The sequence below is a fragment of the Flavobacterium lindanitolerans genome (assembly GCF_002846575.1).
GTDB lineage: Bacteria > Bacteroidota > Bacteroidia > Flavobacteriales > Flavobacteriaceae > Flavobacterium > Flavobacterium lindanitolerans.
Genome location: NZ_PJND01000008.1, coordinates 569,793 through 589,536, shown reverse-complemented (window position 1 = coordinate 589,536; position 19,744 = coordinate 569,793). Strand labels below are relative to the sequence as shown.

Sequence of the window (19,744 nt, the reverse complement as noted above, 5' to 3'; positions counted from 1 at the left end):
GTTTTTACTTTAAATATAATGAATTATAAAACCATTGGAACTTCCATCAATAAGATTTCCGCATCTTGAGAGAGTGATTCTATGGCTATTGCCGAAGTACTCCAGATTCCCAATCCATCTCTTTCGTTCAGGCTGATATTTCCAATATTGAAATCGCCTTTGATGACAAAGGCATAAATACCATTGCCTTCTTTTTTCAGTTTGTATTCGGTTGTGATGCCTTTATCAAATTTACCCAAATGGAACCAGGCGTCCTGATGAATCCATACTCCGGCATCATCCGGATTTGGAGAAAGTATCTGCTGTAATTTGTTATGACGGTCTTTCTCGTCTAAAGAAATCTGGTCGTATCTTGGAGTTACATTTCTTTTGTTTGGATACACCCAAATCTGAAGGAATTTAGTCAGCCTGTCTTTGTTTTTATTGAATTCGCTGTGATAAATTCCGGTTCCGGCACTCATGACCTGAATATCGCCCTTTTTAATTACGGCAGTATTGCCCATGCTGTCCTGGTGTTCCAAATCGCCTTCCAGCGGAATTGAAATAATTTCCATATTGTCATGCGGATGTTTTCCAAAACCCATTCCGGCATCTACGCGGTCGTCATTTAAGACTCTCAATACACCAAAATGCATTCTGTCCGGATTGTGGTAATTCGCAAAACTGAAAGTATGATGTGAATCAAGCCAGCCATGATTGGCGTGTCCGCGGGTAGCTGCTTTGTGCAATACTGTATTTTCCACAATCAAAGACTCCGGATTTGGTAAATGGTTAAATCCTAGTGGTTCCAATTCTTTGATTTCGTCAATGTCATTTTTAATTACATCGCCTACGGCAGCAGAAGTGATAAACATTCCGGTGCCCATTAATCCTTTTTTTATAAAATCTTTACGGTCCATAATCAGTGCTTTTTAATTACATGACAAATTTCCGACAGAAAATTTTTGTGGGCATTGAACTAGGACAAGAAAAAATAGTTGATAGTGGAAAGTTGATAGTTGATAGTGGATAGTGGATAGTGTTTAGTGGATAGTGTTTAGTGGATAGTGGATAGAGAATAGTTTATAAGGGATAGTTGTTAATGGATAGTTGGATGATGCATAAGTATAATATTTTGAATTTCTGATTATGTTGTGCCCGAATAGGAACATAACCGAATTGTAATATATGTTTTATAGTAAACAAACTATTCTTCTTTCAACTGTCAAAAATCTTAAATCAGAAATCTCAAATCAAAAATGATCTACCCGCAGTCTCCCAACTATCCACTAAAAACTAACAACTATCAACTATTGTTTAGCTATTCTCGCCCTGATTTTACTCAGAAACTCCGGTGAGATTCCTAAATAGGAAGCAATATAATGTTGTGGAACGCGTTGCGGGATGGTAGGGTATAGTTCCAGAAATTCAAGGTATTTTTCTGTTGCAGTTTGGGAAATTGTATGAAACAGCCTGTTTTGGGTTACGGCAAGATTTCTTTGCATCAATATACGGAAGGCTCTTTCAAATCGGGGTGCTTTTGCAAAAAGTTCTTCTTTGGATTCGGGAGTAAACATTAAAAATTCACAGTCTTCCAGCGTTTCAATATATACCTGACTAGGTTTTGTTTCATAAATACTAAAGGAAATGTCACTGACCCAGGCATTTTCAATGGCAAACTGGAGTATGACTTCAAAACCGTTGGCATCAATGTAATATTTCCTGACACAGCCTTTGACTACAAACGCTTCAAAATTGCACATTTCTCCTTCATGGAGCATAATGGTTTTTTTAGGCACTTTTTTGTATTCCAGAAAAGAGTTGAATGTAGCAAATTCTTCTTCCGAAAAAGAAACATAACGGCTTATGTTAGCATTGATTTGTGTGTACAAGGCAAAGGAGTTTTGAGGTTTTACACAAATATACTAAAAAGAGACCAATTGATTTGGGATTTGGAAAATCAGGATTTGGGTATAAAAAATGACAATTGCTCTAAAATTGCTGTTCCTGATTTTGTATTTTTGAAGTCAAATATCAGAAAATGAAAATTGTTATTTCTCCAGCCAAATCATTAGATTTTGAAACCGCAGTGCCAACAGACCGACATACAGAATCGGTTTTCCTAAAAGAATCCAATACTGTTCACAAAGTATTGAAGAAGTTGAAACCCAAAAAACTTTCAGAGTTGATGGATATTTCAGAAAAGCTGGCCGATTTGAACTGGCACAGAAATCAGGAATGGGCAACTCCGTTTACGTTGGAAAATTCACGTCAGGCGGTTTATGCTTTTAATGGTGATGTGTATATTGGTTTGGATGCTTATTCCTTACCATTGGAGAAATTAGATGATTTGCAGGACAAACTCCGAATTTTGTCCGGTTTATACGGTTTGCTAAAACCTTTGGATTTAATTCAGCCTTATCGTTTGGAAATGGGAACAAAGCTGCCGGTTGGAAAAAATAAAAATCTATATGAATTCTGGAAAAAGAAAATTACCAAATCACTGAATGATGAATTGAAAAAAGGGGAATTGTTTGTGAATCTTGCCAGCAACGAATATTTCGATTCGGTAGATGTGAAAACACTAAAGGTTCCTGTAATTACTCCGGAATTTAAAGACTACAAAGACGGCAAGCTCAAAATGATCAGCTTTTTTGCTAAAAAGGCAAGAGGTATGATGGTGCGTTATATTATTGATACCAATGCCGAAACCATAGACGATTTAAAAGGCTTTAATTACGAAGGCTATCAGTTTGATGCCAATTTGTCTAAAGGTAATAAGCTGGTTTTTACGCGATAAAGTTTTGTAAAGGTACTGAGGGACTAAGGTACTAAGGTTCTGAGGGACTAAGATGCTAAGGTGCTAAGATAATAAGGTTCTGAGTACTGAGTTTAAAGCCTCCTGAAATCAGTGTAATTATTCTAATCTGTAGCTAAAATCAGAAATCTCAAATCCAAGATGCTAAGGTGCTAAGTTTATAAGCTCCTCGAATCAGTGTAATTATTCTAATCTGTGGCTAAAAAAGAGGTGCTAAGATAATAAGGTTCTGAGTACTGAGTTTAAAGCCTCCTGGAATCAGTTTGATTATTCTAATCTGTAGCTAAAATCAGAAATCAGAAATCTCAAATCCAAGATACTTTAATAAGCTCCTCGAATCTGTATAATTACTTGAATCTGTGGCTATAATCTAAAATCTAAAATCAGAAATTATTACGATTCCACAAACTCGTTGAATTCACGAATGGCTTCGCGGGTTGTCTTGCGTTGGTTTCTTGAAAGTTCAGCTACAGCGCTGACACTTTTCTTGGCACATTTTTTTATCTGGACAATTTTTTTGGAAAGTTCCTCAAGCTTTTCTGATTCCTCGAACGAAATTTTAGCCTTGATGGATTCGATAAGGTTCATGAATTCCGGAATTGCAAACCGGTTTTCCGAATAGCTTTCCTGAAGTTCTTCTAAAAGCTCATCGGTGTCCTTATTGATATCTGTCAGGTATTCTACACTTTTTTTGCTGAATTCCTTGAATATTTTCTTTTCTTTTTTTCCGAATAGTCCCATGGTAATCATTTTAAAATTAATGCAACTATCTTAAATTCAATCAAATATATAAAATAAAAAGATTGGTTGCTTTTCTTAAAGCATTTATTTTGATGCCGGAACTAAAGTAGGCGGAAAATCATGGAAGCAAATTAAGCCGATATTAAATAAACGCTAATTAAAAAGCAGAAAGCCCCGGAATTTCCGAAGCTTTCTTAAATAATAACCTTGAAAAATATTAATGCATGGCATCTGCCGGATTAATCTTGTTTTTGCCTTTTTTGATGAGCAGGATAATTGGAATACAGCATAGGAACATAATACCGAGATATAGAAAAATATCCATATAGGATAAGACCGTTGCCTGTTTCATGACCGAAACATCCAATACCTGATAGGCCTTGTTGAGTGCTTCACTGGCACTAAAACCTTTGGCCATGAATCCTTGTTGGAGCTGTTGAACCCTGTTTTGGACTTCCAATTTGTCTGCGCTGAGGTGAGAAACCAAATCCACACGATGGTTCTGGCTGAATCGTGTGATGAATGTTGTGATAATGGCGATACCGAAAGAACCACCCAATTGTCTCATCATTCCTGTAAAAGCAGCACCTTCACCAATCTGTTTACCTTTTAATGTTGATAGTGCCAATGTAGTAATAGGAACAAATAATAATCCTAATCCGATTCCTCTCAATATCAACGGCCAGAACATGTGTTCTACCCCGGTATCCGGTGTAATTACATTATGCATCCAGAACGTGAAGAAAAAGAATATAAGAAATCCTACACCAACCATATAGCCCTGCGGTACACCTTTTTGGATGAGATTACCCACAATAGGCATCATGAATGCCGTGGTGATAGACCCCGGGATTAATAATAATCCGGCATCTAAGGCAGTCCAACCTAAAACGGATTGCGTATAGATGGGGAGAATTAATGTGGAACCGTACAAACCAAATCCGAGGATAAAACACATTACGGTTCCAATCCTAAGATTACCGTCTTTTAGTACGCTCAGGTTTACAATCGGGTGTTTATAGGTGAGTTCCCTCCAAATGAACAGTATCAATCCTACAACGCTCACAATACTTAAAGTGGTAATCATTTTATCATCAAACCAATCATCCTGTTGTCCGTGCTCCAGAACAAATTGCAACGACCCGATAAACATGGCAAGTAATAAAATTCCCCACCAGTCAACCTGGCTTGCTTTTAGCTTTTCGCCATATTTAGGACTTTTGATATAGGATAAAGTCAATATGGTAGCAATAACACCCAAAGGAATATTGATATAGAATATATAAGGCCAGGAATAATTTTCTACGATATAACCTCCCAGAGGCGGTCCAAGTGTTGGCCCAACAATTACACCCAAACCATAAATAGCCTGTGCCATTCCTCGTTTTGCAACAGGATAACTTTCTGTGATGATTGTCTGTGCGGTTACCAATAATGCTCCTCCGCCAAGACCCTGAACAAAACGGAAAACGACAAGTTCCCAAATGTTGGTAGCGTTTCCGCAGAGAAATGATGAAACGGTGAATATGATGATGGACACGGCAAAATAATTCCTTCTGCCGAATTGTTGCGACAGCCAGCTGGTCATCGGGATTACGATTACGTTGGCGATAGCATAGGCTGTAATGACCCAGGCAACGTCTGTCAGCGTAGCACCAAGACTTCCCCGCATGTCTGTCAGGGCCACGTTCACGATGGTTGTATCTACAATTTCCAGCAAGGCACAAAGCACTGCGGTAATCGTAATGATAACCCTTCTGAAGCCGTATTCAACTAAGCTGTCTTCTCCTGAAGTTGCTTCCATTGTTATTTAGATTTTATATTGATGATTTCAGAAAGTGGAACCCACATCCTGAAATCATCAATAGGTAAGAGGTTTATTTTAAGTGCACATCAACGTCAACGTTCATACCCGGACGCAGATTTTTTACTTTGTCAGGTGCATTTTCCGCATCAAGAGTGATTTTAACAGGAAGTCTTTGTACAGTTTTTACGAAGTTTCCGGTAGCATTGTCCGGTGGCAATAGCGAGAAACGCGCTCCGGTTGCAGGTGAAAATGAAGTGATTGTACCTTTGAATTCATAATCAGGATAAGCATCAACATGAATGCTTACTTTTTGTCCTGCTACCATTTTACTCAATTGGGTTTCTTTAAAGTTGGCAATAACCCAGGCTTCGGTGTTGTTGATAATGTAGAACAAGGATTGTCCCGGTTGTACAAATTGTCCCGGCTGTATGTTTATTTTAGAAACCTGTCCGTCTATAGAAGCTGTAACTACGGTATAATTCAGATTCAGTTTAGCAGCATCGAGTACGGCCTGTGCCTTTTTAATATTAGCCGCAGCAATTTCTGCCTGTTTGCTGCTTACGTTAGAACGTGAAGCTGCAACCGATTTTTGATAGGTGCTGGCTCTTTGCTGTTGTTGCAAAATTTTCAATTCGCTTTCTGCTTCCAGTTTTGCTGCTTCTGCCTGTTCGAATTGCTGCTTTGTGATAGACCTGTTTTTATAAAGATTCTGATAACGGATGAAATCGTTAGTGGCTCTTGTCAACCTGATTTTGGCAGTTTCGATATTACCGCCCGCAGAAGAGATGTTGGCTTCTGATATTGAAATACTAGCCAAAGCACCGCCTATGTCTGCTTTTGAAGCTTCCAGATTGCCCTGTGCTGCTATCAAAGCGGCATTAGCTTCTTCCACCTTTACCAGGTAGTCTTTGTTGTCAATTACGAAAAGAGTATCGCCTTTTTTTACAAAGTCATTGTCTTTGACATATACTTTTGTCACATAGCCTGAAACTCTTGGAATAATCGGGTTCATGTTTTTCTCAATCTGTGCATCGTCTGTCGTTTCGTGTGAAAGTGAGTGGACGTATTTGTAGATTCCGTAGGTTGCGCCAATTGCCACAAGCACAATAAGTATGTAGGTAAACTTTTTATTTGTTTTTTTCTTTTCCATCGTGAAAGAATTTAGTTTTTAGTGATGTTGAATGAATCGGTTAGTTTGCCGGAAACATTTAGCAGTTCGTAATAGCTCTGTGCAATATCTGCCTTTGAAAATGCTTCGTTTAATTTTGCCTGAAGTTCCTGTACGTCGGCTTCTAAAAGGTCATTGGTGTCTGAAAGTCCATTATCGTATTTGTCTTTTACAATTCTGAAATTTTCTGATGCCTGTACTACAGCTTCCTGATACACTTTGTATTGTTTTAAAGAAAGGGCATAATTTTCCTGTGCATCGTGTACTTCTACTTTAATGCGGTCTGTCAGGATATCGGCAGATTGTTTGGTTTCCGAAGCCTGGCTTTTGGCCAATTTTACATCTTTACCATTTTTAAAGATGGAAGAGAGGTCATAGGAAACGCCAACTCCAAAATTGATGGCGTTGTTTACCTCCAAAACATTTTTCAGGTCAAAAGCCACATAACCGCCAAGTAGCGATACTGACGGATAATAATTTCCTTCGGCAGCTTTTATATTGGCCTCTGAAGCTTTCTGCATCCATTGTAAGGCTCCCAAATCACTTCTGCTGGATAATGCGTCACTTTCGTTCAAAGTCGCCTCGGAGAAGCCTAATTTAGAAAAAACGGCTTCGTCCGGCAAAATCTGTGTTCCTTCCGGAAGTTTTAGCAGGTTAACCAGCTGATAATTTATTGTCGCAACGTTCTTTTTGGCATCTTCCAATGATAATTCTACGTTGGAAGATTGCAATTGTGATTTCAGTAAATCGTTTCGGGCAATCAGCCCGTTTTCTTCCATGGCGGTAAAATCTTTCACGCGTTGTTGTGAGCTTTTCAGATTTTCCTGAATCAGTTTGACAGATTGCTGTGCTTTATAGAGGTTCACATACAGGATGATGGTGTTCATTGCCAACTGTTCTTTGGTGTTTTTGGCATTGAGCAGCTCTGCCTGGTATCTGTTCTCAGAAGCTTTTACGCTGTTTTTTAATTTGAATCCGGAAAACAGGGGCATGGATAGACTGGCCTGCCCTAAAATCAGCTGATTTACTTTTGGCGATGAAGTAGCTCCGCCTTCTGCAGGCTCTGAACCTCCCATTGAAATCTTTGAGTTGATGTTGGCCTCTGTCAATCGTTGGTACTGGCCGGAAATTTTCAGGCTAGGGTAGCGGTTGTTTTTAACGGTTTCTAATTCATACTTCGAAGTTTGGGCTTTGGTGTCTGCCAATCCAGCTTCATTGCTTTGCGTGACGGCCAGGCTAATGGCGTCATTGAGTGTCAGGGGCTTTTTTTCCTGGGCGGCAACTTCTGCAAATCCCAAAATCAAAAGCATTCCCATCAACAGTGGATTAGTTTTCATAAACTAAAAAGGCTTTAATTGTTTGCTTAATGTGATTAATTATTTCTGTTTTGATGAAATGGTCGTAAGCTTCATCTGTTTTCAGGTCGAAGAGTTCTTCATAAAAAGGCCTGTTGGTGTGGAAGTGAAAAAAAGTGCCCATTATGGTTGGTGGCAAAAGAGCCGAATTGATGTTTTTGCGGAATACTCCTTTTTCCTGTCCTTCGGAAATTATTTTTTGAAGGGAGAGCAGGTTCTGTTTTTTTACATCAGTAAAAACTTTAAAATCCATGATTCTCTTTTTTGAAGAAAATTCAAAATGGAGAATTTGGTAGAGGCATCTGTTTTTGTTTAGGCGATTAATATAAAGTTCGATTAGCTTTTCAATTTTTTCGATAGGAGTGAGGTCTTCACTAAAAAGACTTTCCAGTTTCAATCTCAAATCGGAGGTACGGAAGATGATGAGAGATTCGAGTAATTTTTCTTTGGAGCCAAAATAGTAAGATATCATTGCGATATTGATATTGGCTTTTTTTGCGATGTCGCGAATCGAAGTTCCGTCGAATCCTTTTTCTGCAAAAAGCTCTTCGGCAACCTGAAGGATTTCTAATTGTTTTTCATTGAAATCTGCCGTCATTTTTTTGTCATTTAAAAACGGGTACAAAATTAAACAGATGTTTAAATTAAACGATTGTTTAATTTGTTTTTAACTGTTTTTTAACAAAAAACGTTTGCGAAAATGACAATAGATAATTTCTATGTTGATTGTTTAATTTATTTTAATCCAATTATTTGAAGTGATTTATATAAACAATAAGATTAGTATTGGTTAATTAGAGACCCAATTTTCTAAAATTTGTTTTCCGTGTGGTGTCAGGATGGATTCCGGATGAAATTGTACGCCTCTTACATCAAAAAATTTGTGTCTGAGTGACATGATTTCTCCGTTTTCATCGACTGAAGTTATTTCCAAATCAGGACTCAAATCTGACTTTTCTACCACCCAGGAATGGTATCTCCCTACCCAAAATTCAGTCGGAATATTTTTAAAAAGCGGTTCGTCGTCAACCAAAATTTTTGCTTTGGTAGCGGTTCCGTGATATACTTTTTCAAGATTTTTTAGGGTCGAACCGAAGACTTCTCCAATGGCCTGTTGCCCTAAACAGATGCCTAAAATGCTTTTTGAGGAAGCATATTCTTTGATGATTTTGTTTAATAAACCTGCTTCAGAAGGCAATCCCGGACCCGGAGAGAGCAGAATTTTGTCGTAGTTTTTGACTTCTTCCAGCTCTATTTCGTCGTTTCTGAGCACCGTAACTTTACAGTCTAATGCCTCTAAATAATGAACCAGATTGTAAGTGAAGCTATCGTAATTGTCTACTACAAGTATGTTTTTCATGGGATATTTTATTGTTATGACAGGGCAAAGTTACGGAAGTTTTTGGCTGAAAATGTACTGCGAAAAGGATAGGAGCGGCATCCTTTTGTGGAATGTAATGGAACAAAAGATAGAGCGGATAGCCTGACCCGGAGGGATTCGCCCAAAAGAAAAATCCCTGTCAGGTTAGTTCTGACAGGGATTTGGGAAAAATAATTGTTTTGGAATTAGAATTTCAAATCTACATTCAATTCGAATTCGTCGTAGATTGCTTTGTCTCCTAAGCCGTCAAAGAAGCTTCCAGAACCGTATTTAATACCGTATTTTGTTCTGTCTACTTTAAGAGCAGCTGTCGCGTTGTTTTTGTTAACTGTAATCTCAAATTTCACAGGATTTGTAACGTCTTTGATAGTCAAATCTGCTGTTACAGTGTAAACATTAGCAGATTTTTTACCGATTGATTTGAAAACCAATTTAGCTGTTGGGTATTTTTCAGTACCAAAGAAATCGTCAGCTTTTAAGTGTCCGTCCAGTTTTTCTTTACCTTGTCCTGCCTTTAGGTCAGTAGTTGAGATAGAGTTCATGTCTACTGTAAAGTTTCCACCAACCAATTTGTTGCTTTTGAAGATAAGAACACCGCTGCTTAGGTCAATTGTACCTTCGTGCTGTCCTGTTACTTTTTTACCAACCCAGTTGATTTTGCTAGCTTTAACATCAACTTTTTTCTCCTGAGCTGTTGCTGAGAATGATCCGACTGCTACTAAAAGAGCGATTGCAATAGTTTTGAAATTTTTCATTGTTTTTAAATTTGAATTTAGGTTATTATTATAAATTGATAAATAGTTCTTCGTTAGATTTTCTTACTTTTTTAAAGTGCTGAGTTGCATCTTCTTCATGGCGATAGCCTAAAGTTGCTATGAGTGAAGTGTTTAATCCCAATTTGTCAAGTCCAAGGATTTCGTTTACTTTTTCAGCTTCAAAACCTTCCATTGGAGTGGCGTCGATTTTTAATTCGGCAGCAGCGCTCAAAAGGTTTGCCAGCGCAATATAGGTCTGCTTTGAAGTCCAGTGGTTTCTTGTTTCTACTGGAAGTGTCGAGATTTTTGATTTCATGAAATCCACATAACCCTGGATGCTTTCTGCAGGAATTCCTCTTGTTGCAACAATATTGTCAGCAAAAGAATCAATTCCGGCATCGCCAAAGTTAGTTTCATTTGCAAAAATAATCAGGTGTGAAGCGTCTACTATTTGTGACTGACCCCATGCAGCCGGTTGTATTTTTGCTCTTAATTCCGGATTTTCAACAATCAGGACTTTGTATGGCTGAAGTCCGTAGGAAGAGGCGCTTAATCGTATCGCTTCTTTTAATTTTTCAAGGTCTTCGTTTGAGATTTTTTTGGAGGCATCGAATTTTTTAGTTGCATATCTCCAGTTAAGGTTATTTATGATAGTACTCATTTTATTATTTATTGATTAATTGTTCTGAATTTTTCGAGTAGGTAGTTGAGCTGTTCCAATTCTTCTGTCGTAAGGTTTTGGGATAGGGCAGATTCGTGACATTCTACTTTTGGATTGAGTTCTGCCAGTAGTTCCAGGCCTTTTTCGGTTATGGCTATTTCCATCTTTCTCCTGTTGTCAGGGCAGATTTCACGGGTAACCAGCTCTTTTAAAAGTAATTTGTCGACCAGTCGTGTCGTGTTGCTGGTTTTGGCAATCATTCGTTCCTGAATTACGCACATGTTGGTCGGCTTTCCATTCTGTCCTTTCAGGATTCGCAAGACATTAAATTGCTCCGGCGATAAATCGTAAGCTTTTAAAATCTCATTGAATCGTTCTGACAGGACGTTTTGCGTATACATAATGTTCAGCACCGTTCTTTTGCCGATTGCCATAGGAGAGGTTGTTTTTATGATTTCTTCTATTTTCATTATTGTAATTACAAAATTTGTATGTACAAATGTAGTATTATTTTTAATTGTATATACAAATGTCGATTAAATTTTTGTTAAAATAATTATGTAATGGGTAGAATGCTTATTTTTATTGGGTTTAAAGAATAAATACTTTTTTATAAATGAAGAAAATTATCTCTCTGGGCATCGTTTTTTTGCTTCTTTCCTGTAAAAATGATGAGAAAAAAGAGGCTGTTGCCGTGCCAAAACCGCTAAAAACATATACGCAGGATGGTATTTCTGTCGATTCGTATAGTTTTTTAGGATTGGAACCTTACCTGAAAAAAAATAATGATACGACTTATGTGGTTAATTTTTGGGCTACGTGGTGTGTTCCTTGCGTGGAAGAATTGCCACATTTTGAAAAGTTGAATGCCGATTATAAAGACAAAAAAGTAAAAGTGCTTTTGGTGAGTATTGATTTTCCTAAAATGGCGGAAACCAAACTACTGCCTTTTATAAAAACACATAATCTTAAATCGGAAGTTTTGTTGCTGAATGACCCGGATGCAAACAACTGGATTAATAAGGTAGATTCTACCTGGAGTGGTGCGATTCCGGCTACGCTAATTTATAAAGGTGACAAACGCCGTTTTTATGAAAAGAGTTTTTCATTTGATGAACTTGAAAACGAAGTGAAACAATTTTAAAAGAAAACTATAAACAATCCTACTATGAAAACAATTAAAATTTTTGCTTTTGTATTGCTTGCCGGACTGGTAAGTGCTTTTACTTATAAAAATATGGATGCCGCAACGGGCTATAAGGTTGGCGATATTGCGACTGATTTTAGCCTAAAGAATATCGATAACAAGAAAGTGTCTCTTAAAGATTTCAAAGATGCCAAGGGATATATCGTGATTTTTACCTGTAATCACTGTCCGTATGCCCAGGCTTATGAGGACAGAATTATTGCGTTGGACAAAAAATATAAGAAACAGGGTTATCCGGTAATTGCAATCAATCCGAACAATCCGGAAAAACAAAAAGATGATAGTTTTGACCTGATGAAAGTGCGTGCTAAAGAAAAAGCCTTTACATTTCCGTATCTGTTAGATGAAGGACAAAAAATTTATCCTCAATATGGTGCTACAAAAACACCTCATGTTTATATCCTTCAAAAAACATCAAAAGGAAACCAGGTGAAATATATTGGTGCCATTGATGATAATTATGGAGATGAAAAGGCAGTAAAACAAAAATATGTAGAAAATGCGGTAGACGCTCTTTTAAAGAACAAGGAAGTTGCGGTAAAAGAAACCAAGGCTATCGGATGTTCTATTAAAGCATAACTTAAATACAATGATGAATATAACACAAGAACAATGGTGGTCACAGGCACAGGAAGATGAAAATGCTGTGATTCTTGACGTACGAACCGAAGACGAATGCAACAGAGGAATGATTCCCGGAGCCAAAAATATAGATATCTATAAAGGTCAGGGATTTATTTATGAAGTGGAGGAGTTGGATAAAACTAAAAATTATTATGTCTATTGTCAGGCCGGAATGCGAAGTGCCAAAGCCTGCAGTGTGATGGAACAGTTAGGTTTTGCCACTACTTACAATCTTGTAGGCGGCATGTCAGAATGGGACGGCCCCGTTGTTTTACCGGAATAAAAAAAGGAGCAATTGCTCCTTTTTTTATGACCTTTCGGATTTTAGATTTCGGATTTATGATTTTTGATTTGAGATTTTTTGATTTTAGCCACAGATTAAAATGATTAGGTAGATATGAAAGGAGACTATTTGGATTTTAGATTTATGATTTTAGCCACAGATTAGAATGATTACAGAGATTTTAAGTCTATTAAACTTAGCATCTCATAATCTTTGTACCTTAGTGCCTTAGTACCTCAGTGCCTTAGCATCTTAGAACCTTAGTAGCTCTTTTATAAAAAATAAATTACTTTTATGTCCTAAAAATTTAAAACATGAAAACTTTATATTCTTTCTTATTTGTCCTGATTAGTTTTGTTTCCTGTCAATCGCAGAATAAATCTCCTGAATTGATTGCTCCTGAGGCTTTTTCCAAAAGAATTGAAAAAGGAAATGTGCAATTGGTAGATGTCAGAACTCCAAAAGAGTACAAGCAGGGCCATTTGAAAGGCGCTAAAAATGTTCACCTTTACGACCAGGATTTTACAGACCGAATAAACAAATTAGATAAAACAAAACCTGTTTATGTGTACTGCAAGGCTGGCGGAAGAAGTGCAGAAGCAGTTGAAATTATGCAGTCTCAAGGTTTTAAGAATATCATTGAGCTCAAAGGAGGAACCGATTCCTGGACAGAAACCGGCCTACCTCTGGAGCAATAATTATTGTATGGTATAAATCAGTTCGGTTCTTTCAGATACTCTGAAGTAGCCTAATGCATAATTGTTTTTGTCGGTTTGGTTGACAATATTTCCTCTTACGTTGGCAGGAGTTGTCTGGAAAGGACCGCCTCCGGCTCCTTCTGCAATGCCTATCAGGATGTACATATAGTTATAGTAACGTTCTGAAATTCCCAAAAGAGAAATTTTAAGCTGGTCTCCGGGTTTGAAATCTTCGTGTGTGAAAAGCCCGAACATTTCATTACCCTGAAAGAACTTATCGTCAAGTACATCATAATCAGGATAGGGAAGACGGCTGGTTTCAAACTTGCTTAGATAGAAGTTGTCTTCCTGACCATTGTCGTTATAGAAAAATTTGACTTCGATTTCATCGTTTGAAAATCCACCTTCGTTATTCTGTTCTGTCCTGGTAATATCGGGCACGGCAGTCATTTTTTCGGTTGCCGTATAGGTCTGGCCATTGTGAACAACGGTCAGGACATAGGTTTCACCAATTACGGCCTGGAAATCAGAACAGATATATTCTCCTGTGCCCGGAGTTTCTGTAAAAGTGAAGACCGTGTTGCTGCTGTTTGTAACAAAGACGGTAGCATTGGACACCACCGGAATTACATTTTGGAAATAGCCGGTGGTGGTGGTCAGTTTTATTTTTTGGGTTGCGCCATCTGTTCCTTTGACCCAGTCTATTGAAGCGTCAATCACAAGTCGGGGAGGTGCCGTTTTAAGGTCTACATCTACTACTTCTTCACAGCTAAAGCAAAGAATTGACAGGAAAAGCAGGGCTATATATTTTATATTTTTCATGATGGTATCGTATTAGAATTTGAAATTATAGGTAACGCTTGGAATAAAGCCGAAGATAGAAAGTCTTACAGCCTCGTTTCTTCCGGTATCTTCATTTTGCCTGAATGTCATAGAGGCAGAGTTCATACGGTTGTAAAGGTTGTAGATGCTGAAAACCCATTCTCCCTGCCATCCTTTTTTCTTATCCGGTTTTGGGATATACGTTGCAGAAACGTCCAGGTGATGGTAGGCAGGAAGCCTGTCTTCGTTTCTGGCGCCATAGCTAGGAACGATTACTCCGCCATATTCATATTGTCCGTTAGGATAAGTAACCGGCTGTCCGGATTGCAAGGCAAAAGTACTTCCGAAAGACCATTTTTCGGTCAATTTATAGGATGCTGTAACGGCCAGGTTATGCGTTTTGTCATAGCCTGTGCTGTACCATTTTCCGTTATTGATTCCGGTTTCAAGAGCTGTTCTTCCCGGTGTCTGCTGTTCTGAGCGGGATAGTGTATAGGAAATCCATCCGTTTAGCTTGCCTGAGTTTTTGCGTAATAATACCTCCAATCCGTATGACCTCGACCTGCCGTTTAAGATTACCTGTTCAATTGCCTTGTTGGCAATAAGGTCTGCGCCATCAATATAGTCGATTCTGTTTTTGACTTTTTTATAATAGATTTCGGTTTCCAATGTATAGTCATCGTTATGGAAATTTCTGAAATAGCCTAATGCAACCTGGTCTAAAAGCTGTGGTTTGATAAAATTATCGCTTGGCGCCCATACGTCTAACGGAGTAGGTGATGCCGTGTTGGAAACCAGATGAATGTACTGGCTCATACGGTTGTAGCTCGCCTTTATGGATTGGTTGTCATCCAGTTGGTAGGATACGGCCAACCGCGGCTCTAGATTGTTGAATGAGGCAATTGTTTTGCCGCTTCCAAAATGTTCAGTTCCAATAGGTTTGCCTTTTTCATAAATTTGAAGTTCCGGGTTAAAGGTAACCGCTTCGTTATTGGCATAAATATTCATGTCCTGTTGTCCCATTCTGTAGAACATGCTGTAACGGAAACCGTAGTTTATGCTAAGTTTATCGGTTATTTCGTGTTCAGCATCTACATATAAGGCCGGTTCCAGGGCATATTTTTTGTCTAATTGCTCGCGGTTGATTCCGGATGAAGGACCTGTTGGTGATACGGTTCCCGGGTTAAAATCATAGTAAACCGCGTTCAGACCATACGTCATTTTGTATCGGTCGCTAATATAATGCTTGAAATCGTATTTGATATTGTAGTTTTTAATACCAGAATCCCAGTTCAGTCCGGCAACATCCAACTTAAGTCCATAATAGTAATCACTGTAAATCATAGACAGGTTAGAGAAAAGTTTTTCTGAGTACAAATGGTTCCATCTCAGGTTGAGGACCGCGTTTCCATAAACATTGTTGAACTGGTCGCCAATGTCAAAAACGTCTCTCCCAAAATAACCGGACAAAAACAGGCTGTTGTTTTCGTTAAGCTTGTAGCTTAGTTTTGTGTTCAGGTCATAAAAATAGGCGCTGTTCTTGTTGTCTGTCAATTTTAAGAACAGGTGTGCATACGAACTTCTTCCGGCTACAAGGAAAGAGCCTTTTCCCTTTTCGAGAGGACCTTCAGCCAAAAGTCGGCTCGAAATCACACCAATACCACCGTTCATATGAAATTCGTTACTGTTTCCTTCTTTTTGGTAGATGTCTAAAACAGAAGAAACACGACCTCCAAAACGCGAAGGAATGCCTCCTTTGTAAAGTTTAAGGTCTTTGATAGCATCTGAATTGAAAACAGAAAAGAAGCCAAACAGGTGAGAGGAGTTGTAAAGGAGTGCCTCATCCAGAAGAATAAGGTTTTGGTCTGCAGCACCTCCACGAACATTAAAGCCGGAAGCTCCTTCACCGGCATTGGTAACACCCGGAAGCTGGAGAATGGATTTTAAAATGTCTGTTTCACCCATAACCGCCGGCATTTTTTTGATTTCCTGAATGGTAAGCTTGTTGACACTCATTTCAGGTTTTTTGATGTTGGCAATGTTTTTTCTTTCGGTAATTACGATTTCTTCAAGATTTTGCGTAGAACTTTCCAAGCTGATGTTTTTTCGAAGATTCTGTTGCAATGAAATTTTTTCTTCCGAAGTCTGGAAACCCATATAGCTAACCTGTAGCGTATAGTCTCCTTTTGGGATGGATAACGAAAAGAAACCGTATTCGTTTGTGGTAGTGCCTGATTGAAGTTCAGGGATGTAAATGCTAACTCCAATAAGAGTTTCATTGTTTTGCGAATTGACAATAGTACCGCTTATGGTGACTTTGTCCTGGGCTTTTGCCCAACTTCCGATGAGGAAGATCAGAATTAGTAAAGGAACGTGTGTTTTTTGATTTTTTTGATTCATGATTTATTTGTTAATGTTCTTGTGAGAAAATTCACTTTCCTGAAAACGTCTATTTTTAAGAATTATTTTACAAAAACAGATTTTAACGTTTTACAACAGTAGGACGACAAATAAATCGAATTGTTACATTATTTAACTTTAAGAAATAATTATGTTATTTAAGGAAGGTAGATGGTGAAAGTAGAGCCAATTTCAGGATTTCCTTCCGCTTTGATGTATCCTTTATGGTTTTCTATAATTTTTTTGCAGATGGCAAGCCCTATTCCCGTACCATTATAATTAATGTCGGTTTCCAGGCGTTTGAACAGCATAAAGATTTTTTCTGAAAATTCCTGTCTGAAACCAATGCCATTATCAGTTATGGTTATTTTATGGTATTTTTTTCCAAAGAGTTCGATGTCGTTTATTTTCTCACCGGCTTTAATTTTTTCAGTTCTGATTTTGATAACGGGAGGAACATCTTTTTTACTGTATTTCAGTGAATTTGAGATGAGGTTGACAAAAAGCTGATGTATCTGGAAAGGAATGGCATTTATTTTTGGCAGATTGCCTATTTCTACAGTAGCATTTTTTTCTTCAATATTAACGTTGAGTTCCAGCAATACATCCGCAAGAAGCTTGTTGAGGCTGGTTTTTACGAAAACCTTGTCGTCTTTCATGGTCTTGGAATAATCAACAAGGTCCATCATCAGGTTCTGCATTCTGTTTGCAGAATTTTTAATTTTTAAAAAATAGTCTTTGCCCTTTTCTGATATGGTTTCTGTTTCTGATTCTTCAATTCTGGAAATAAACATTTGTATTTTTCGCAAAGGTTCCTGAAGGTCATGGCTGACAATCTGGTTAAACGATTCCAGTTCGGCATTTATGGCAATGAGTGTCTTGTTTTTTTCTTCCAAAGCCAGCTTGATGGTATATTCTTCTGTGATGTCATTGCTTACGCCAATCTTGACAAGCTCTCCTTTAGTGTTGTATGTGAAATCGCCTGTTGAACTGATATACCGTATTTGGCCGTCCTTGCGTATGATTCTGTAAATCATTGAAGTTGGCGTATGGTTTTTCATGGATTCCTCATGCTGCTTCATAGTTTCTTCGTAATCATCCGGATGGATATACGGCGTTACGTTTTCGACTTTGGAGTCAAAAGCATTGGGTTCCTCACCTAATATTCTGTAAAAATTGTCGGAATAAAAGAATTTGCCGGTGTGCATATTGATTTTCCAGTGGCTTATTCCGGCTACTTTTTCGGCATTGTCTGATACCTGATTCACAAATTTGAGTTCTTCGTTCAGTTTGCGTACTTTTTGGAAGTCAATATTGATTTTGTTTAGTGAAAAAAGGAGGATGACCAGAGTCAGGATGGTAAGTGAAAAGGCCGTAATTGTTGATGTTTCAATATCATAACGGTGATTGATATTGTGTATTTTTAGTTTGGTAACTTCCTGTTCAATGAGTTCGTATATTTTTTCCTGAAGTTCTTTTGTTTGCCTGTTTCCTTCTAATAATTTGGCATTCAGCAATGCCGAATCAATAGGCTGGGCACTCGAAATTGCCAAAGTTTCATCAAAAAGAGCCAGCCTTTTTTGTAGGATGTCATCAATATTCTCGATGTTTTCCAAATCCTGTTTGCTTGAAAAGTTGTCTTTTAATAATGACAGGCTTTTGAATATTTTTCTTTTTGTAGTAAGATTATTGTTATAAAATGCTGAATCTTTTGTAATGATATAGCTTCGCATTTCATTTTCTCTCTGGATGACTTCAGAGATAATTTTTTCCAGCTCAAACTGCTTTTTGTTGGAAGTAGAGATAAGGTCTACAGACTGATTGAGACTTTTCATCTGGACATGAAAAACTATGGCAACACTGATAACCAAAATAAATGATACCCCCTGGGCGGTTCTGTAAATCAGAGTAGGGGTTAATAATTCTTTTAGTTTCATGTCTTTTGGTTTTGGCCTTTAGATGCTGAAAAAGAAAGTGTCTTTGTTTAATCCGGACGTGTGGAATTGCCAGTTGATATTGACAACTTCTTTAAGTACTTTTTTCAGGTTTCCAAAATCATTGGGCTTTTTAATATAAATATTCGCACCTCCAACAAAAGTCTCTTCTATATCCTTATCTGAAGATGAGGTTGAATAAATTGCAATTGACATGTCTTTAAACCTAGGGTTTTGGCGAATTTCCCTAAGGCATTCATTACCGCTTTTGCTGGGCATATTCAAATCCAGAAATAATATGTGTGGTAATAGCGTATCTGGTTGTTCCAGATAATCCATTAATTCACTTCCGTTCTTAAAGACCGTCAGGTTGTTATTGATTTTTAGTTCCTTTATGGCGTCGTTAAAAAAGTTACGGTCGTCTTCATCATCATCTGCAAGCATAATGTTTATAGACTGGTCTTTAATCATAGTTTAGGGGGATTTTGATAGCTCAAATATAAGTTTTAATTTGTTATTCTTTGGTCATGCTTCGTCTTTTATCTACAATCCTTTTAAACATGGACGGTGTCAGACCGGTAGTTTTTTTGAATTGTCCTGAAAGGTGTGCTACACTGCTGTAGTTGAGTTTATAGGATACCTCGGTTAGGGTGAGTCCGTCTTCAATTATCAGTTTTTTTGCCCTCTCTATTTTCTGCATAATAATATAGTTCTCAATGGAAGTATAGGTATGTTCCGAAAATATATTGGAAATGTAGCCGTAGCTCAGGTTGAGCTTGTCGGAGAGATAAGAAGAAATGGTTGAAGTTGGCAATTTGTCCTTTTCATATACCATTTCTATAATAGTATCTTTTATCTTTTGAATGAGCTGGCTTTTTTGGTTGTCCAGCAACTCAATGCCGTATTTTTTTAAGGCTTCTCTTAATTCGTTATACGTTTCTTCGGGGATAGATTCTTTGAATTCTATTTCGCCCAGATCGAGAAGCTGGTACTGGATGCCAAATTTTTCAAGCTGTTCCTGCATGATTATCCTGCAGGCCTGATTGATGTCGTATTTGATATATAGTTTCATGTAGTAGCTGTGGTTAGGACAATAAATTTATTAAAAAAT

21 protein-coding genes are annotated in these 19,744 nt (G+C 37.8%); 5 read left to right on the top strand and 16 right to left on the bottom strand.

Translation table 11 applies throughout. From position 1 onward, the window contains the following. Nucleotides 1-23 precede the first annotated feature (23 nt). A complete protein-coding gene (locus tag B0G92_RS12470) occupies nucleotides 24-743 on the bottom strand; it encodes a pirin family protein (RefSeq protein ID WP_235498613.1) in 720 nt (239 codons plus the stop codon). 546 nt (nucleotides 744-1,289) lie between these two features. Continuing rightward, nucleotides 1,290-1,871 carry a Crp/Fnr family transcriptional regulator gene (locus B0G92_RS12465; protein WP_056073862.1) on the bottom strand — a complete coding sequence of 194 codons (582 nt, stop codon included), beginning with the start codon at nucleotides 1,869-1,871 and terminating at the stop codon, nucleotides 1,290-1,292. A gap of 149 nt (nucleotides 1,872-2,020) precedes the next feature. Here B0G92_RS12465 and yaaA point away from each other — a divergent pair, with 149 nt between their 5' ends. Then, nucleotides 2,021-2,779: a peroxide stress protein YaaA gene (gene yaaA / locus B0G92_RS12460; RefSeq protein WP_101472435.1), complete on the top strand. Its 759-nt coding sequence runs from the start codon at nucleotides 2,021-2,023 to the stop codon at nucleotides 2,777-2,779. A 411-nt stretch (nucleotides 2,780-3,190) separates the two neighbouring features. On the opposite strand, the gene B0G92_RS12455 is transcribed toward yaaA, so the two are convergent. The 9 genes from B0G92_RS12455 to B0G92_RS12415 all read right to left on the bottom strand — a co-directional run bounded on the left by B0G92_RS12455 (nucleotide 3,191) and on the right by B0G92_RS12415 (nucleotide 11,135). Then, nucleotides 3,191-3,538 (bottom strand): hypothetical protein, encoded by a 348-nt coding sequence (locus tag B0G92_RS12455; protein WP_143395042.1) that lies wholly within the window; start codon nucleotides 3,536-3,538, stop codon nucleotides 3,191-3,193. 217 nt (nucleotides 3,539-3,755) lie between these two features. Then, a complete protein-coding gene (locus B0G92_RS12450) occupies nucleotides 3,756-5,342 on the bottom strand; it encodes a DHA2 family efflux MFS transporter permease subunit (protein ID WP_056073857.1) in 1,587 nt (528 codons plus the stop codon). Between the two features lie 73 nt (nucleotides 5,343-5,415). Continuing rightward, nucleotides 5,416-6,495, bottom strand: a complete 1,080-nt coding sequence (locus B0G92_RS12445; protein WP_056073856.1) for an HlyD family secretion protein — start codon at nucleotides 6,493-6,495, stop codon at nucleotides 5,416-5,418. A gap of 11 nt (nucleotides 6,496-6,506) precedes the next feature. Beyond that, the gene (locus B0G92_RS12440) at nucleotides 6,507-7,850 is read right to left on the bottom strand and encodes a TolC family protein (RefSeq protein WP_056073855.1); all 1,344 of its coding nucleotides are present in this window, start codon (nucleotides 7,848-7,850) and stop codon (nucleotides 6,507-6,509) included. Continuing rightward, nucleotides 7,840-8,466, bottom strand: coding sequence for a TetR/AcrR family transcriptional regulator (locus B0G92_RS12435; protein WP_101472434.1), 627 nt, complete (start codon nucleotides 8,464-8,466; stop codon nucleotides 7,840-7,842). Before B0G92_RS12435 ends, B0G92_RS12440 begins: the two co-directional genes overlap by 11 nt. 192 nt (nucleotides 8,467-8,658) lie before the next feature. Further along, nucleotides 8,659-9,228: an anthranilate synthase component II gene (locus B0G92_RS12430; RefSeq protein ID WP_101472433.1), complete on the bottom strand. Its 570-nt coding sequence runs from the start codon at nucleotides 9,226-9,228 to the stop codon at nucleotides 8,659-8,661. Nucleotides 9,229-9,434: 206 nt separating this feature from the next. Then, nucleotides 9,435-10,004, bottom strand: coding sequence for a YceI family protein (locus B0G92_RS12425; RefSeq protein ID WP_056073849.1), 570 nt, complete (start codon nucleotides 10,002-10,004; stop codon nucleotides 9,435-9,437). Nucleotides 10,005-10,032: 28 nt separating this feature from the next. Beyond that, the gene (locus B0G92_RS12420) at nucleotides 10,033-10,665 is read right to left on the bottom strand and encodes an NAD(P)H-dependent oxidoreductase (protein WP_056073844.1); all 633 of its coding nucleotides are present in this window, start codon (nucleotides 10,663-10,665) and stop codon (nucleotides 10,033-10,035) included. Nucleotides 10,666-10,673: 8 nt separating this feature from the next. Beyond that, the gene (locus B0G92_RS12415) at nucleotides 10,674-11,135 is read right to left on the bottom strand and encodes a MarR family winged helix-turn-helix transcriptional regulator (protein WP_101472432.1); all 462 of its coding nucleotides are present in this window, start codon (nucleotides 11,133-11,135) and stop codon (nucleotides 10,674-10,676) included. 146 nt (nucleotides 11,136-11,281) lie between these two features. On the opposite strand from B0G92_RS12415, the gene B0G92_RS12410 reads away from it, so the two are divergent. The 4 genes from B0G92_RS12410 (at nucleotide 11,282) to B0G92_RS12395 (ending at nucleotide 13,477) form a co-directional block, all read left to right on the top strand. After that, complete coding sequence (locus tag B0G92_RS12410; protein WP_101472431.1) at nucleotides 11,282-11,809, top strand: TlpA family protein disulfide reductase; 528 nt, start codon at nucleotides 11,282-11,284, stop codon at nucleotides 11,807-11,809. 24 nt (nucleotides 11,810-11,833) lie between these two features. Then, nucleotides 11,834-12,451 carry a thioredoxin family protein gene (locus B0G92_RS12405; protein WP_101472430.1) on the top strand — a complete coding sequence of 206 codons (618 nt, stop codon included), beginning with the start codon at nucleotides 11,834-11,836 and terminating at the stop codon, nucleotides 12,449-12,451. Nucleotides 12,452-12,464: 13 nt separating this feature from the next. After that, nucleotides 12,465-12,779, top strand: coding sequence for a rhodanese-like domain-containing protein (locus B0G92_RS12400; protein WP_082482263.1), 315 nt, complete (start codon nucleotides 12,465-12,467; stop codon nucleotides 12,777-12,779). Nucleotides 12,780-13,093: 314 nt separating this feature from the next. Further along, nucleotides 13,094-13,477, top strand: a complete 384-nt coding sequence (locus B0G92_RS12395) for a rhodanese-like domain-containing protein (RefSeq protein WP_101472429.1) — start codon at nucleotides 13,094-13,096, stop codon at nucleotides 13,475-13,477. Here the strand turns inward: B0G92_RS12395 and B0G92_RS12390 are convergent, their stop codons facing one another. The 5 genes from B0G92_RS12390 to B0G92_RS12370 all read right to left on the bottom strand — a co-directional run bounded on the left by B0G92_RS12390 (nucleotide 13,478) and on the right by B0G92_RS12370 (nucleotide 19,705). Continuing rightward, nucleotides 13,478-14,299 carry a DUF4249 domain-containing protein gene (locus tag B0G92_RS12390; protein WP_101472428.1) on the bottom strand — a complete coding sequence of 274 codons (822 nt, stop codon included), beginning with the start codon at nucleotides 14,297-14,299 and terminating at the stop codon, nucleotides 13,478-13,480. It abuts the gene before it with no gap. 12 nt (nucleotides 14,300-14,311) lie between these two features. Further along, nucleotides 14,312-16,699, bottom strand: coding sequence for a TonB-dependent receptor (locus B0G92_RS12385; protein WP_101472427.1), 2,388 nt, complete (start codon nucleotides 16,697-16,699; stop codon nucleotides 14,312-14,314). 158 nt (nucleotides 16,700-16,857) lie between these two features. Then, on the bottom strand, nucleotides 16,858-18,636 hold the full coding sequence (locus tag B0G92_RS12380; RefSeq protein WP_101472426.1) for an ATP-binding protein: 1,779 nt from the start codon (nucleotides 18,634-18,636) through the stop codon (nucleotides 16,858-16,860). 18 nt (nucleotides 18,637-18,654) lie between these two features. After that, entirely contained in the window at nucleotides 18,655-19,101 is a 447-nt protein-coding gene (locus tag B0G92_RS12375) for a response regulator (protein WP_375153603.1), read from the bottom strand. Between the two features lie 46 nt (nucleotides 19,102-19,147). Then, the gene (locus tag B0G92_RS12370) at nucleotides 19,148-19,705 is read right to left on the bottom strand and encodes a helix-turn-helix domain-containing protein (protein ID WP_056073824.1); all 558 of its coding nucleotides are present in this window, start codon (nucleotides 19,703-19,705) and stop codon (nucleotides 19,148-19,150) included. Between the last annotated feature and the right edge of the window lie 39 nt (nucleotides 19,706-19,744).